The sequence below is a fragment of the Actinophytocola sp. genome (assembly GCF_035942955.1).
GTDB lineage: Bacteria > Actinomycetota > Actinomycetes > Mycobacteriales > Pseudonocardiaceae > DASYTH01.
The window spans coordinates 1-14,128 of record NZ_DASZCQ010000070.1; the positions used below are offsets into that span (position 1 = coordinate 1).

The following is a 14,128-nucleotide window of genomic DNA, read 5'->3' on the forward strand; positions in this document are numbered from 1 at the left end:
GGCGGCGCCGACGACGTGGCAGGTCGGCTCGCAGACCACGCCGTTGTCCAGGGGCAGGCCGGAGCCGCGCAGCCAGGTGGTGGCCGGCTCGGTGCCGGCGGCGACAAGGACGCAGGCGGCGAGCATGGAGGTGCCGTCGGACAGGTGGATGCCGACGCCGTCGGGGCCCGGTTCCCAGCGTTGCACCGAGGCGTTGAGGGCGAGGTCGACGCCGTGGTCGCGGTGCGTGCGGGTCAGCCAGTCGCCCAGCTTGGGGCCCAGCACGTTGCCGAGCAGGGAGGCCGACCGGCCGATAATGGTCACCTCGCGGCCGAGCTGGCGCAGGCTCGCCGCGATCTCGCAGCCGGTGAACCCGCCGCCCACCACGGCGACCGGGCCGCGGCTGGAGGAGATGGCGCGCTCGAGGTCGAGCGCGTCGGGCAGCGTGCGCATCACCATGATCCGCGGGTCGTGGTACGGAATCCCGTTGGGCCGGCGCGCCTCCACGCCGGTCGCGATGATCAGGCCGTCGTACTTGATCTCCTCGCCGCCGGGCAGCCGCACCACCCGGCCGCGGGGCAGCAGGTACTCCACCGGGGTGCCCAGCCGCCAGGTGGCGGCCACGTCCCGGTACGCGGGCAGCATGAGGTCGTTGGGCCGCATGGTGCCGGTCAGCAGCTGCTTGGACAGCGCGGGACGGTGGTAGGGCGGCAGCCGCTCGGCGCCGATGATCACCAACTCGCCGTCGAAGCCGACCTCGCGGAGCCGTTCGGCCGCGCGCAGGCCGGCAAGGCCGGCGCCCACGATGACGATCCGCTCGGGCCGCTTCATCGGTGGCTCACCTCGCGCAGCTCGATCGCCCGCATCGGGCAGGCCATGGCCGCCGCCTGCGCCCCGGCGCGCTCGCCGGCGTCCGGGTCACGGATGTAGCGCAGCCGCCCGTCCTCCATGAGCTGGAACAGATCCGGCGACTCGGCCTGGCAGATCCCGTACCGCTTGCACCGCTGGTTGTCCACGATCACCCGGACCGGTCCGCCGGTCCCGTTGACGGTCACCGGGGGGACGATGGCGGACTGCTGCGAGCGCTGCGCCGGCACGGCGGCCGGGGCCGCGCCGAGCAGGCCGGCCCTGATCAGCCACCGCGGCGGCAGCAGGCGCAGCACGGTCAGGGTGGCGGCCGGCACCAGGACGGTCACCCCGCCCAGCCACAGCACGGCGAGGTGCCCGTTGGCGATGGCGCCGAACCAGGAGTGCACGACGATCATGGCCACGGCCACGTAGGCCAGCTGGTGGAACCGCAGCCAGCGCCGGTAGTTGACCCAGCGCTTCAGCGCCACCGTGAGGGTGATCGCGATCATCAGCTCGAGCCCGAGGATGCCGAACGAGTGCCGCAGCAGGCCGCTGAACGGGACGGCGATGCCGGTCAGGGACAGCCCCTGCTCGCGAAGGAGCAGGAACACCCCGGCATGGGTGCTCCCGGTCGCCAGGGTCAGCACGGCCAGCATCATGTGCCCGTTGCGGATGGCCTGGTGACCGGTCAGCCGCCGGACCCAGCCGGTGGCGGTGAACACGCCCCAGCAGAGAGTGAGACACATCAGCACGTAGGAGGCCCTGGCCGAGAACGCGGCCACCTCGCGGACCCCGATGTCGTGTTGGGGCAGGGCGAGCTCGATCACCGCTGCACCGACCCCCGCGCGCTGAACGTCCGCACGAACGCCAGGGTCGCCACGAGCATCGCAAGGCCGAGCACGCCGGCGAGGACGATGTCGCCGCGGCTGAGCCGGTTCTCGGGGTTCGCCGTGGTTCGGGCCGAGGCCTCGGCGAACATCGCGGCCGGCTCGACGAGGCCGGTGCTCTCCAGGAGGGTCATGTGCTTCATCACCACGTCGTTGGCCTGCTGGGCGAACGCCCGGATGACCTCGTTGCGGGTTCCCGCCCGCACCTGCGCGACCAGGCCGAACACGGTGCCGTGCGCGCCGCGCAGGCGGTTGGCGAACGCCTGTTCCAGCTCCTTGCCGGACTTGCTCGAGATCTCCGCCATCCACGCCTGCTGTTGCGACGTCGGCTTGTCGGGCAGCTGGACGTCGAACTTCGCGGCCAGCTCCTCGATGGCGACGTTCAGCTTCTTGTGATCCGAGGAGATCTCCGCGCCGACGTCCTTCACCTTCTGCGTGGTGCCCCGCTGCTGGATCAGCTGACCCATCGGAATCTCCCACAGGTTCGCGAACCGGATCACCGTGAGGAACTCCCGGTCGAGCGAATCCAGCGGGCCCGGCGACGCGGGCGCCGGCTGCGTGGACGCCTGGGCGGCCTGCTGGCTCGCGAAGACGATTCCGGCGGCCGGGCCCGCCGCACCCAGGACCGCCAGCACAACCGCGGTCGTCGATCGCACCACACCGCGCAGCATTCTTCGACCCACAATCAGTCGGTTTCGCCTTTTATGTTCAGTCATCGGATGCGCTCGATCAGCTCAATAATTCCACGTCCACAATTGTCGGGATATCCGGGCGGTCGACGCTGGCGTTGCCATACTCGCGGGGGTCGCCTTCACGCAGCTCACAGCCGCCGAGGGCGAGCATGGCTAACGCCGCCAGCACGGCGGCGGCGGCCCGAGGGCAAATAATGCGCATCCGACCGTGAACCCCTTCCAGCGCATTTCGACACCTCTGTATACGGAAGATAACGGCACCGCGGTTCAGCTCGACCCGAGGCGTTAGGTGTGACGTGGATCACATCAGGGGCGGAGCATGCGCACGGCGCGGTCCACGAGGCCGGCACGGAACTCCTCGGTGACCGGCTGGTGGGTGAGGAGCAGCCGGAGGTGGATCGGGGCGAGCAGCGTCTCGATCGCCTGCGCGGCGTCGATGTCGGCGGCGGCCTCCCCGCGCCGCTGGGCGCGCCGCACGACCTCCGCGGCGCGGCCGACGACGCCGGCCCAGTAGCCCCGCGCGGCCTCGGCGACGTGCGGGTCGGCGCTGCCGGCGACCAGCCGCTGCAAAGTCCGCGCGGCCGGGGTCGCCGCCGTGGCCGCCGCCCTGGCGACGAGCCGGCTGAGGTCGCCGCGCAGGGTGTCGGTGTCGGGCGGCGGCGTGCCGAGCGGCGTGAGCTCGATGAGCAGGTCGGCCACCAGCCCGTCGGTCGACAGCCAGCGCCGGTAGAGCGTCGCCCGGTGGACGCCGGCGCTCTCGGCGAGCCGGTCGAACGACAGGCGCTCCGGGTCACCGCTGTCCAGCGCCCGGCGCAGGGCGTCGAAGACCCGCGCGCGGACCTGCGCGTTACGCCCGCCGGGCCGGGCCCGGACCTGGTCGATCGGCGGCACGCGGGCATCCTACCGCGACAGGCGTTGCCATAAGCCTCGCCAGTCCGAAGTGGACCAAAGCGTTACGGTTGCGGGACGGGGAGGGGGTGGCCGGTTTCCAGCAGCGTCTTGAGGCTGGCGAGCACCTGCGGCCAGCCCTGGGAGACCAGCTGGAGCACCGTGCTGCCGGGCTCGAAGTCGTCGTGCACGACGGTGAGCTTGACCAGGTCGCCGTGCGGCTCGAGGGTGAAGGTGACCTTGGATCGGCGCTCGGCGGAGATCGTCGCGAGAACCTCCTCGCCGATGCCGGCGGCCTCCGCCCACTCCGGTGTGAACGTGTGCCAGGTGTAGGACAGCCGGCGGTAGGGGTCGTACTCGAGGACGGTCTGGGCCGGATCGGCGATGCGGCGGCCGTTCTCCCCCCAGACCATCGGCGAGCCCACCGCCCAGTCGGTCTCGAAGGTGGCGCCCCAGTAGCGGCGGGTGAAGGCCGGGTCGGTGAGGGCCCGCCAGAGCCGCTCCGGGGTGGTGTCGATGTAGGTCGTGTAGACGAACTCGGGGCTGCCCATCGGCGAGTCCTCCAATGCTTTCTTGAGGTCGGCGAGGGCGCGGACGCGCTCGCGGGTGTACCGGTCGAGCCAGCGGTCGGCGATGGCGTTGATCGGGTCGGCGTTGAGGTAGTGCAGCTTTTCCCGGCCGCGCCGGACGGTGGCGACCAGGTTGGCCGACTCCAGCACGGCCAGGTGCTTGCTCACCGACTGGCGGGCCATGTCCAAGCCGGCGCACAGCTCGCGCAGCGTCTGTCCATTGCGGACGTTCAGCCGGTCGAGCAGCCGCCGGCGACTGGGGTCGGCCAGCGCCCTGAACACCTCGTCCATCCGCCACCCCAAACATGCAGCCTCCTGGCTGCCTTTCACGATAGGCAGCCAACCGGCTGCATGTCAACGGTGTAGAGACTTTTCGCCGGCGCGGTGCGACCCTGTTCGGCATGGTGGCACCAGAGATCTCGGCGCCCGCCCGGGTGGCCGCGCCGGACGAGGCGATCTCCCTCGACGAGCTGCGCCTCGCCACGCGCAACCACGGCATGCCGCTGGAGGCGCTGCGCTACGACCTCACCCCCGCCGGGCTGCACTACCTGCTCATCCACTACGACATCCCGGACGTGGACCCGGACGCGTGGCGGCTGCGGATCGGCGGCCACGTGGACGCGCCGGTGACCCTGGATCTCGACCAGCTGCGGGCCCGGGAGCGGGTCAGCCACACCGTGACGCTGGAGTGCGCCGGCAACGGCCGGGCCCGGCTGCTCCCCCGCCCGATCAGCCAGCCCTGGCTGGACGAGGCCGTCGGCACCGCCCGCTGGACCGGCGCCCCGCTTGCGGCGCTGCTGCGGGACGCCGGGCTACGCGACGGCGCGGTCGACGTGGTGTTCACCGGCTGCGACCACGGCACCGAGCGCGGAGTCGAGCAGGACTACCAGCGGGCGCTGCCCGTGGCCGACGCGCTCGGCGAGGAGGTGATCCTCGCCTACGAGATGAACGGCGCACCGCTGCCGCCGCAGCACGGCGCGCCGGTCCGGCTGATCGCGCCCGGGTGGTACGGGATGGCGCAGGTGAAGTGGTTGCGCGAGATCACCGTGCTGGACGGCCCGTTCCGGGGCTTCCAGAACGCGGTGGCGTACCGGCGCAAGCGCGACCCCGACGACCCGGGCGAGCCGATCACCCGGATCCAGCCGAGGGCGCTGATGATTCCGCCGGGGTTCCCGGACTTCATGACCCGGCGGCGGATCGTCGACGCGGGCGAGGTGCGGCTGCGCGGCCGGGCGTGGTCGGGCCGGGCACCGCTGCGCGCGGTGGAGCTGAGCGTCGACGGCGGCGCCACGTGGACGCCGGCCGAGCTGGAAGCCGCCGGGGAGCGGTACGCCTGGCGGGCGTGGTCGGCGAGCTGGACGGCCCGGCCCGGTGATCACGAGCTGTGCGTGCGCGCCATCGACGAGCTCGGCGGCCAGCCGGTCGGGCAACCCTGGAACACGCAGGGCATGGCCAACAACATGGTGCAGCGGGTCATTGTCACGGTGCGGTGAGCGCTCACCCGCCGGGGCGCTCCCGCGGCGTCACGTCCGCGAGTCCTGGAACGACCGCGGGAGGTACTGCCGCACGTGAGTGTCAGATCCGGCGATCACCGCAGCCGCCAGGTCTTGGCCTCCGCGCCGGGGGCGAGCTGGACCTCCACCGAGCGCAGCGGCGTGTCGAGGGGAAGCGCCACCACGGCGCAGAACAGGACGGTGCCGGTGAGCTTGCCCGTCGGGCCGAGGGGGGTGCACTCCTTCGTGCCGGCGCGGAACGGGGAGGTGACCTCGGCGCCACGATCGTCCTGGACGACGATGGTGGGCAGGGGGAGCTTCTCGCCGTCGATCGGCTCGGTGAGGCGGGCGGCGATGCGGACGACCACGGCCCGGCTGCCCGGTAGGGCGATCACCTCGTCGTTGGAGTACTCCACCTTGAAGTAGCCGGACGCGTCCTCGATCACGTCCACCACCGCGACATCCGCGGTGAAGGTGTTGTGCCGCATGGCGGCCGGCGCGCCGAGCGGGAGCGCGTCCGCGGGCAGGCCGGGCGGCGCGGCGGGGCTCCGGCCGGTGACGGCCACCCGGCCGCCGTTCTCGATGGACTCCTTCACCTTCAGGTTCGTCGGGCTGGAGTGCGACAGCGAGGCGACGGCCACCTGAGCGATCGGGGTCGCCACGGAAACCTGGTAGAGCAGGCACTGCGGCACGGCGGTGCCGGCCGGCACGTCCGTTGCCGGGAACTCCTTGGGGCAGCCGGCGGGCAGCGCCGGGAGCGGCACGCCGTCATAGGCCTTGATCATCAGCCCGCGGTCGTCGACGACATAGGTGCGCGCCGGCTGGTATCTCGGCGCCGCCTCCCGGAGCGTCTCGGTGACCCGGACCAGGATCCAGCGGTAGCCGGGGCGTTCGGGATTGCCGAGCTCGACCAGCTGCCGGTGGTCGGTTTCGCTGTCGGCGAAGGAGTCCAGCCGCCACTGGGTCGCGGCGCCGAACTGGTTGCGGATGGCGACCGACTCCCCCGCCCTGATCTCGGTCAGCCGGTCGGTGGCGTGGCCCGGGTTCTCGACCTTCCGGCCGGGCGGCGGGGCGGGAAGGCTCAGCCGGGCGGCGGAGCTGCCGGCCTGGATGGTGGGCGATCCGGTCACGCGCCGGTCGAACAGCCCGGTGCCGATGATCGTGGCGGTGGCCGCGACGGCCACGACGACCGCGGCCGAGGCGATCACCGCCGCGGTGCGCCGGGTAGGGACCGGACCGTCGGGTTGCCTGTCCTGGAAGGAAAGCGAGGTCACATCGGTTTCCCCGCCGGGCTCGCCCGGCCGGCCGGGCGAGCCGGGCTCCCCCGCGCCGGCCGGTTCGACCACGGCGTGCGCGCCGAGCGCCACCACCACCTGCGGCTGGTCGTCCAGCCGCACCGGCACCGGCAGCCGGGCCCGCAAGAGCTGTGCCAGCAACGGAATCCGGCTCGAGCCGCCGACCAGGTGCACCGCGCTGAGGTCCGCGGCGGACAGCCCGCAGGACCGCAGCGCGCCGGCGACCAGCTCGACGGCGCGGGCCAGGTCGGGCCGGATCCGCGCCTCGAGCTCCTGCCTGGTCAGCAACATCTCGGGCAGCCCGCCGGGCAGGCGCACCTCGACCTGCTGCTCGCGGGACAGCACCTCCTTGGCGGCGCGCACGTTCTCGCGTATATAGGCGATCTCGGACAGCTCCGCGGCCGCCACCGGCCGGGTCTGCTCGGCCGCGTCCAGGATCGCGGCCAGCACCGGTTGGGCCGCCCGGATGTACTCGACGAGCCGCTGGTCCAGATCCTCGCCGCCGAGATCGGGCAGGCCGGCGCACTCCACGACGGACAGCCCGGTCGGCTCCCGGCGCACCACCGCGGCGTCGCAGGTGCCGCCGCCGAAGTCCAGCACGGCGAGCGTGGCGCCGACCGGGAGCTCGTGCCGGGTGGCGTACCAGGCCGCGGCGCCCACCGGTTCGGGCACGGTGGACAGCCGGGGCGCCAGCCCCTGCGCGGCGGTCATCAGCGCGCCGAGCCGGATGGAGCCCCAGTCGGCCGGATGGGTCAGCACCAGGTGCTGCACGGGCGCGCCGGCCGCTCTGGACGCCTCGGCGACCGCGCGGGACAGCACGACGCGCACCAGACTCGTTGTGGGAACGACGGAATCGCCGAGCAGCACCTCCTGCTCGCCGATCCGCGCCTTGGGATGCCGTTCAAGGCGGGCCGGTTCGGAACGGGCCAGCCGCACCGCGTCGGCACCGACGACCGCGCGCCCGTCCCGCCCCCAGAACACCGCCGACGGGAACCACGGTGCTCCGTCGGTGAACACCAGCCGGGCCGGCACGCCGGGACCCGACACCACCACAACCGTGTGCGAGGTGCCGAAATCCACCACCGCGGTCACTTGTCGCACCGCTTACCTCCGCCGCTGGAAGACGCATCGTGCGACGCCCCGAGCAATCCGCAAGTTCCCTGACAACCGATCGGGACGTGGTCGGGTATGTGTTGCTAGGAGGTAGTGATGCTGCTGTTTCGGGTTCTGGGGCCGATCCAGGTGTATGACGCTACCGGGTCGGCGCTGCCGATGGGAGCGCGCAAGCTGCGGATGCTGCTCGCCCTGCTGCTGGCGCGGCCGGGCGACCGGGTGACCACCGGGCAGCTGATCGACGCGCTGTGGGACGGTCGCCCGCCGCGGTCGGCCACGGCGAACCTGCAGACCTACGTGTGGGAGCTGCGCCGCCGGCTGCCCGCCACGCGGCTCGGCCGGCCGCGGGTCGAGCGGGATCACCAGGGCTACCGGCTGCTGCTCGAGGACGACGAGCTCGACGCGCGGACGTTCACCGAGCTGGCCACGGTCGGGCGGCAGGCCGTGGCCACCGGTGACCCGGCCGAGGGCGTCGCCACCCTGACGGCGGCGCTCGGCCTGTGGCGCGGCCGGCCGTACGAGGACGTCGCACCGGCCGCCGCCCAGGAGGCGCAGCGGCTGCTCGAGCTGCGCCAGCTCGCGCACGAGGACCTGCTCGAGGCGCGGCTGCGGCTCGGCCAGCACCGCGACGTGATCGACGACCTGCGGGAGATGACCACCGCCGAGCCGCTGCGCGAGCGGCCGTGGGAGCTGCTCATGCTGGCGCTGCACCGCAGCGGCCGGCGCGCCGAGGCTCTCCTTGCCTACCAACACGTCTACCGCCTGCTCGACGCCGAGCTCGGCATCCAGCCCGGGCACGCCGTCCGGGAGCTGCACCGCCGGATGCTCGCCGACGACCCGACGCTGGACTGTTCCGCCTCTCCGGAATTAACTGCTGTCGTTGCGTCCCAGCCAATGGTGCGGTTGTCGGGTTGATTGTGGCTGGGTGCCGTCACGGTCCCCTGAGGTGCGGTTGGTCGGCACGAGGCGATGTTAATCCTCCACAATGGACTTCAGGGTGGCGCGCAGGTTGGCCTCGGCGCTGTCGATCTCGGCGAGCAGCACGCGGGCGGCCGGGGCCAGCTCGGTTCCCCGGTAGCTGCGCACGAACAGCCGGGTGCCGAGGTTGCGCTCCAGCCGGCTGATCCGCCGGCTCAGCGCCGGCTGGCTGATCATCAGGATGCGCGCGGCCCGGTTGACGCTGCCGGCCTCGTCGACCACCCGCAGCAGGTGCAGGTCGTCAAGGCCGATCGCGCCGGCGCGCGGCGCAGGGACGGCCGGCTCGGTGGACGCGCGCAACCCGGCCAGCAGCCCGGCATCCGGCTCGAGCTCGTCGACCGGCGCCATCACCGGCAGCGGAAAGTCGGGTGACCGCCGGTAGTCCGGGTTGCGCGCCGCCGCGGTCGCCGCGTAGCCGGCGCGCAGCCGGCGCACAAGGACCCGCGCCAGCCGGTCGCCGACCACGGTGGCGTCCACCGCGAGCACCAGCCGGCGGTGCGGCGCCCCGGTCAGCGGGCGCAGCACCAGCCCGGCGCCGGCGCTCGGGGCGACGGTCAGCGGCGAGACCAGCGCGACGCCCAGTCCCTGGCTGACCATGCTGCGTGCGGTCGGCGCGGAGTCCACCACGTGCCCGATCCGCGGCACGAACCCGGCGGCCCGGCCCGCCTCGCGGGTCGCCTGCTCGTCCTGCCCGGCAATCCAGCTCTCCGCGGCCAGGTCGCGCAGCGGGACGCGGTCCGACCCGGCGAGCGGATGCGTCGCGGGCAGGGCCACCCACAGCGGCTCGTCGAGCACGGTGCGCACCTCGGCCGGCCGGCCGAGCGACAGCCGCCGGCCGGAGATCTCCCACGCGTACACCGCATCCACCCGATGCCGGTCGTACAACTCCGCCGCCGCAACGGGTTCCGCGGCGTGCACCTCGACGAGCAGGCCGGGCAGCCGCCCGGCGAGCTCGTCGACCAGCGCGGTCCAGTGGGTGCCGAACCCGGCGATCCGCAGCCGCGGCAGCTCGGGGGCCACCCCCGGCGCGGCGTCGGACATCCGGCGCACCCCGACCGCCACCGCGCCGAGGAACTCCAACCCCGCGGCCAGCAGCGTGCGCCCGGCCGCGGTGAGCCGCAGGCGGTCCGGATCCCCGCGGCACAGCCGCGCCTCGATCCGCCGCTCCAGCCGGCCGAGCCGCCGAACCGCGGTCGACGGCGCCAGCCCCACGGCCGCGGCCGCGCCCTCGACCTTCCCGATGTCCGCGACCGCCTTGAGCAACAACACATCGGTCTCGTCAAGGGGCATGCGATCCCGCTCCGGCCCGCGCCGGTACCCGTTGAGGGCGATGCACTCGGTGAGCTGCGCCTGTGTCACCCGTTCTCCCGGCTGTTCTCCTGCCGGGACCCTAGGAGGGGCCACTCCGGTGGTGGCCCAGCGTGTCTACAGCGGTTCTACAGCCACCCGGTGTCGTGAGCCTTCTGTGGGCCTATGGCACCACAGCAGACTCACGACCTCTCAGCAGGGCAAACCGTTGAGGCGGAACAGTTCGGGCGCGGGGTTGGCCAGCGGGCTGGTGCCGGTGAAGCCGAACGTCACCGATCTGCCCGGCTCGATCCGGCGGTTCCAGCGCAGGTTGGTCGCGGTCACCGTGGGGCCGGTCTGGGTGACGTCGGCGGCCCAGGCCTGGCCGAGCTTCTGGCCGTCGGTGAACGACCAGGCCAGCGTCCAGCCGTCGATCGGCCGGGTCCCCGTGTTCTTGAGGTTGACCTGAGCGACGAACCCGTTGGGCCACTGGCCGTGCCGCAGGTAGCTCACGTCGCAGGTCGCGGCCGGCTGCGGGGTCCCGTCGCCCTGGTCGGCGAGGAACGACGCGATCCAGGCCAGCGCCGAGTTCCAGTTGATCGCCACCTCGTTGGTGGACCAGGACTGGATGTCGTCGACGTAGCAGAACTGCCCGACGCAGCCCTCGAGCAGGTCCGCGGCGAACGGGTCCTGCAGGCCGGTGTTGGGGCCGCCGGCGAGCGAGCCGGCCGGCGGGTTGGGCAGGTTCGGGTCGATCTGGTGGCCGTACATCCGGCTGTGCTGGTTGTGCGACGCCTTCGTGCCCCACCCGGTGACGAACGAGTGGTTCAGGGCGTTGCGGCCGAAGATGTAGTCCATGCCCTGCAGCGCGCCGTCGCGGTACCACGCGTCGCCGGTCAGGTCGAACGCGGTGGCCAGCACCACGGTGTTGTTGATGTTGTTGCTGGTGGCGCCCCAGAAGTAGCCGTTGGCCGGCAGCGGCAGGCCGTATGCCTGGCCCCGCAACGTCTCCAGGTACGCGTCGGCGGCGGCGACCACGGAGTCGCGGACCCGCTGCCGCTCGTCGGCCGGCAGTCCATTCGGGACTGTGGCGAGGTCGAGCCGGCCCAGCGCGGCCGTGTCCGGCCAGTTGAAGCCGTTGGGGCCGAAGACGTTGCCGGTGTGGTGCGGCGAGGCGCGCAGATCGGTGAGGTAGCGGGCCTCGCCGGTGGTCACGAACAGCTCCGCGGCGGCCCAGTAGAACTCGTCGGAGACGTTGTTGTCGGAGTACGTGCCGCCGCCGTTGCCGTCGGCCTCGCTGGCCAGGCGGTCCGGGTTCGCCTGCGCCGCGGCGTAGGCGGTGCGGGCCGCGGTCAGGCACCGGTCGGCGAACGCCGCGTCGTACGGCAGGAACAGGCGCGCGCACTGGGCGGCGGTGGCGGCCAGGTTGAGCGTGGCCGCGGTGGACGGCGGGTGCAGCTCGCGCAGCATCGGGTCGGCGGCGGGGGCCAGCGGCAGGCCGGTCCAGTTGTCGTCGTGAACCTTGTGGTGGGCCATGCCGGCGAGCGGCTGGCCGGCCGGAACCTGCATGCGCAGCAGGAAGTCCAGCTCCCAGCGGGCCTCGTCGAGGACGTCCGGGACGCCGTTGCCGCGCTCGGGCACCCGCAGCGTGCCGTCGCCGAGCGCGCCGGGGTTCGCCGTTGGCGCGGTCAGCGTGCGCTCGTACGTGCTGAGCAGCTGGTAGGTGGCGATTCCGCCGTTGACGACGTACTTGCCGTGGTCGCCGGCGTCGTACCAGCCGCCGCGCACGTCCAGCCGGTAGTCGCACACGGTTGGCTGGCACGGCACGTCGGTGTCGCCCCGGTTGGGCGCCACGCCGACGTGCCCGGCCGCCCGGGCGTACTGCTGGCCGACCAGCGCGCCGTCGATCGGGATGCCGCTGCGCTGGATGTAGAAGAACTGCAGGGCATCCGAGCGCAGCGCGGCGTAGACGTCGCCGATGGCGAACGGGTAGCTGGTCTCGCCGTCGGCGGTCAGGGTGTAGCCGGTGCCGGCCGCGGTGACGCCGGAGAAGTCGATCGTGTGCACGTTCTGGCCGGACGCCGCGTCCACGCCGCGCGGGCTGGACATGCCCTCGGCCACGACCGTTCCGCCGCCGTCGGCCAGCCGCCAGGCCACCGGGTCGGTGGCCGTGGTGACCACCGTGGCGTTCTTCGGCCCGTGCGCGAGGTAGCCGACCTGGTTGACCCGGACCCGCGGGCCGGTGTCTGGCACGTAGACCGGTGGCGGCGCGCCGCCGGTGAGCGAGACGTTGTCCAGGCACAGCGTCCACGGCTGGGCGCTGCCGCCGATCTGGAACGCCACCTGCTCGACCGGAGAGTCCACATCGGACGTGAAGACGTAGGAGAAGTGTTGCGGCTCTGGGCCGAGCACGGTCGGCCGGGACAGCCGCTCGGTCCACGGCTCCACCTGCAGCTGCACCTTGGCCAGCACCCCCACCGGCGCCGACGCCGAGGCGTCGAAGGAGAACTCGTAGGACTCGCCGGCCTGCAACGGAAGGTCGTTCTGCCCGATGATCGCGTCCCACGGGTTGGTCGTACCGCCGGGAACCTCCGCGCACAGCCGGCCGTCGACGACGGTCGCGGGCGCGTTGCCGGTCCACCACCATGGCGCCGTGCCGGCGTCGAACGTCCCGTTGCGGATGAGCTCGACCTCGTCGGCCCGCGCGCCGGGGGCGAGGGTTGCGGCGACGAGGACGGTGAGCACGGTCGAGGCCACGATGCGTCGGCGGTTCACGGCAGGGTCCCTCCTCCGTTTCTGGGAGCGCTCCCAGAAGGCGCTACCGATCGTTGCCAGCGGGTGACCGGTTTGTCAACGGGCAGTTCGGCTGGAGAGCATCGCCGGTGTGGCACGGCAGGCCGGCATCGGGTGAGATCGGGACATGAAGCTCGTCGAGGTGGAGCTGCGCCGGATCCGGCTGCCGCTGGTGGCGCCGTTCCGCACGTCGTTCGGGGTGGAGACCGACCGCGACATCCTGCTCGTCCGGGTCACCACCGAGGCCGGCACGCGCGGCTGGGGCGAATGCGTGGCCGGCGGGCTTCCGCTGTACTCGGCCGAGCACACCGCCGGCGCGCAGCAGGTGATCCGCGAGTTCCTGCTGCCGCGGCTGTGGCGGCTGCCCGAGGTGACCGCGCACCGCCTCGAGCCGGCGCTGGCCGCGGTCAAGGGGCACCGGATGGCGAAGGCCGCGCTGGAGATGGCCGTGCTCGACGCCGAGCTGCGGACCCTGGGCACGTCGCTCGGCGGGTGGCTCGGCGCGGTCCGGGACCGGGTGCCGGCCGGGGTGTCGGTGGGCATCGCCGACTCCATCCCCGAGCTGCTCGACGCCGTGCACGGCTACCTCGGCGAGGGCTACCGGCGGATCAAGCTGAAGATCGAGCCGGGCTGGGACGTCGAGCCGGTGCGCGCGGTCCGCGAGCGGTTCGGCGACATCGCGCTGCAGGTGGACGCGAACGCGGCCTACCGGCTGCCGGACGCGGCGCACCTGGCCAAGCTGGACGACTTCGACCTGCTGCTGATCGAGCAGCCGCTGGCCGACGACGACCTGCGCGGGCACGCGGCGCTGGCCGCCCGGCTGCGCACGCCGATCTGCCTCGACGAGTCGATCACCAGCGCGCGGGCCGCCGCGGACGCGATCGCGCTCGGCGCCTGCGCGCTGGTCAACATCAAGCCGGGCCGGGTCGGCGGGCTGCTCGAGGCCCGGCGGGTGCACGACGTGTGCGCCGCGCACGGGATTCCGGTGTGGTGCGGCGGAATGCTGGAGACCGGCATCGGCAGGGCGGCCAACGTCGCCCTGGCCGCGCTGCCCAACTTCACGCTGCCCGGCGACACCTCGGCGTCCGGCCGGTACTGGCGCCGGGACCTGGTGACCGAGCCGTTCGTGCTGCGCGGCGGGCACGTCGAGGTGCCGGCCGGGCCGGGGCTGGGGATCTCGGTCGACGAGGCCTGGCTGGACGAGGTCACGTCCTCGGTGGAGCGGTTGGGGCCGGCCTCGTGAGAGCGAAGAGCTCCGGTCCGCCGCCGGACCTCGACGCCGCGGCCCCCGCGGCCCGGGCCGCG

General features: G+C 73.1%; 12 protein-coding genes. 3 read left to right on the forward strand and 9 right to left on the reverse strand.

The window, feature by feature from the left end; translation table 11 throughout:
- The 6 genes from VGX25_RS07165 to VGX25_RS07190 form a co-directional block, all read right to left on the reverse strand.
- The coding region (locus VGX25_RS07165) for an NAD(P)/FAD-dependent oxidoreductase (protein WP_326916821.1) at window positions 1–810 on the reverse strand (810 nt) is incomplete at its 3' end.
- Window positions 807–1,655 (reverse strand): 4Fe-4S domain-containing protein, encoded by an 849-nt coding sequence (locus VGX25_RS07170; RefSeq protein WP_326916822.1) that lies wholly within the window; start codon window positions 1,653–1,655, stop codon window positions 807–809. The genes VGX25_RS07165 and VGX25_RS07170, both read right to left, overlap by 4 nt.
- Window positions 1,652–2,374 (reverse strand): DUF4142 domain-containing protein, encoded by a 723-nt coding sequence (locus VGX25_RS07175; RefSeq protein ID WP_326916823.1) that lies wholly within the window; start codon window positions 2,372–2,374, stop codon window positions 1,652–1,654. The genes VGX25_RS07170 and VGX25_RS07175 overlap by 4 nt, the downstream gene beginning before the upstream one ends.
- A gap of 70 nt (window positions 2,375–2,444) precedes the next feature.
- Entirely contained in the window at window positions 2,445–2,609 is a 165-nt protein-coding gene (locus VGX25_RS07180; RefSeq protein ID WP_326916824.1) for a hypothetical protein, read from the reverse strand.
- Between the two features lie 104 nt (window positions 2,610–2,713).
- Window positions 2,714–3,298: a TetR/AcrR family transcriptional regulator gene (locus VGX25_RS07185; RefSeq protein ID WP_326916825.1), complete on the reverse strand. Its 585-nt coding sequence runs from the start codon at window positions 3,296–3,298 to the stop codon at window positions 2,714–2,716.
- A gap of 62 nt (window positions 3,299–3,360) precedes the next feature.
- On the reverse strand, window positions 3,361–4,155 hold the full coding sequence (locus tag VGX25_RS07190; RefSeq protein WP_326916826.1) for a metalloregulator ArsR/SmtB family transcription factor: 795 nt from the start codon (window positions 4,153–4,155) through the stop codon (window positions 3,361–3,363).
- Between the two features lie 110 nt (window positions 4,156–4,265).
- Here VGX25_RS07190 and VGX25_RS07195 point away from each other — a divergent pair, with 110 nt between their 5' ends.
- A complete protein-coding gene (locus tag VGX25_RS07195; RefSeq protein ID WP_326916827.1) occupies window positions 4,266–5,357 on the forward strand; it encodes a sulfite oxidase in 1,092 nt (363 codons plus the stop codon).
- Between the two features lie 95 nt (window positions 5,358–5,452).
- On the opposite strand, the gene VGX25_RS07200 is transcribed toward VGX25_RS07195, so the two are convergent.
- Window positions 5,453–7,753 (reverse strand): Hsp70 family protein, encoded by a 2,301-nt coding sequence (locus tag VGX25_RS07200; RefSeq protein ID WP_326916828.1) that lies wholly within the window; start codon window positions 7,751–7,753, stop codon window positions 5,453–5,455.
- Window positions 7,754–7,861: 108 nt separating this feature from the next.
- On the opposite strand from VGX25_RS07200, the gene VGX25_RS07205 reads away from it, so the two are divergent.
- Entirely contained in the window at window positions 7,862–8,680 is an 819-nt protein-coding gene (locus VGX25_RS07205; RefSeq protein ID WP_326916829.1) for an AfsR/SARP family transcriptional regulator, read from the forward strand.
- A 57-nt stretch (window positions 8,681–8,737) separates the two neighbouring features.
- Here the strand turns inward: VGX25_RS07205 and VGX25_RS07210 are convergent, their stop codons facing one another.
- Window positions 8,738–10,102, reverse strand: coding sequence for a LysR family transcriptional regulator (locus VGX25_RS07210; RefSeq protein WP_326916830.1), 1,365 nt, complete (start codon window positions 10,100–10,102; stop codon window positions 8,738–8,740).
- Window positions 10,103–10,243: 141 nt separating this feature from the next.
- Window positions 10,244–12,805 carry a glycoside hydrolase family 9 protein gene (locus VGX25_RS07215; protein WP_326916831.1) on the reverse strand — a complete coding sequence of 854 codons (2,562 nt, stop codon included), beginning with the start codon at window positions 12,803–12,805 and terminating at the stop codon, window positions 10,244–10,246.
- A gap of 145 nt (window positions 12,806–12,950) precedes the next feature.
- Here VGX25_RS07215 and menC point away from each other — a divergent pair, with 145 nt between their 5' ends.
- Window positions 12,951–14,066: an o-succinylbenzoate synthase gene (gene menC, locus VGX25_RS07220; protein WP_326916832.1), complete on the forward strand. Its 1,116-nt coding sequence runs from the start codon at window positions 12,951–12,953 to the stop codon at window positions 14,064–14,066.
- Window positions 14,067–14,128: the final 62 nt, after the last annotated feature.

Excerpts from the sequence above, each read along its gene's own strand:
- VGX25_RS07180 (WP_326916824.1), bottom strand. The coding sequence starts at position 2,609 with ATGCGCATTATTTGCCCTCGGGCCGCCGCCGCCGTGCTGGCGGCGTTA.
- VGX25_RS07190 (WP_326916826.1), bottom strand. The coding sequence starts at position 4,155 with ATGGACGAGGTGTTCAGGGCGCTGGCCGACCCCAGTCGCCGGCGGCTG.
- menC (WP_326916832.1), top strand. The coding sequence starts at position 12,951 with ATGAAGCTCGTCGAGGTGGAGCTGCGCCGGATCCGGCTGCCGCTGGTG.
- VGX25_RS07195 (WP_326916827.1), top strand. The coding sequence starts at position 4,266 with ATGGTGGCACCAGAGATCTCGGCGCCCGCCCGGGTGGCCGCGCCGGAC.
- VGX25_RS07205 (WP_326916829.1), top strand. The coding sequence starts at position 7,862 with ATGCTGCTGTTTCGGGTTCTGGGGCCGATCCAGGTGTATGACGCTACC.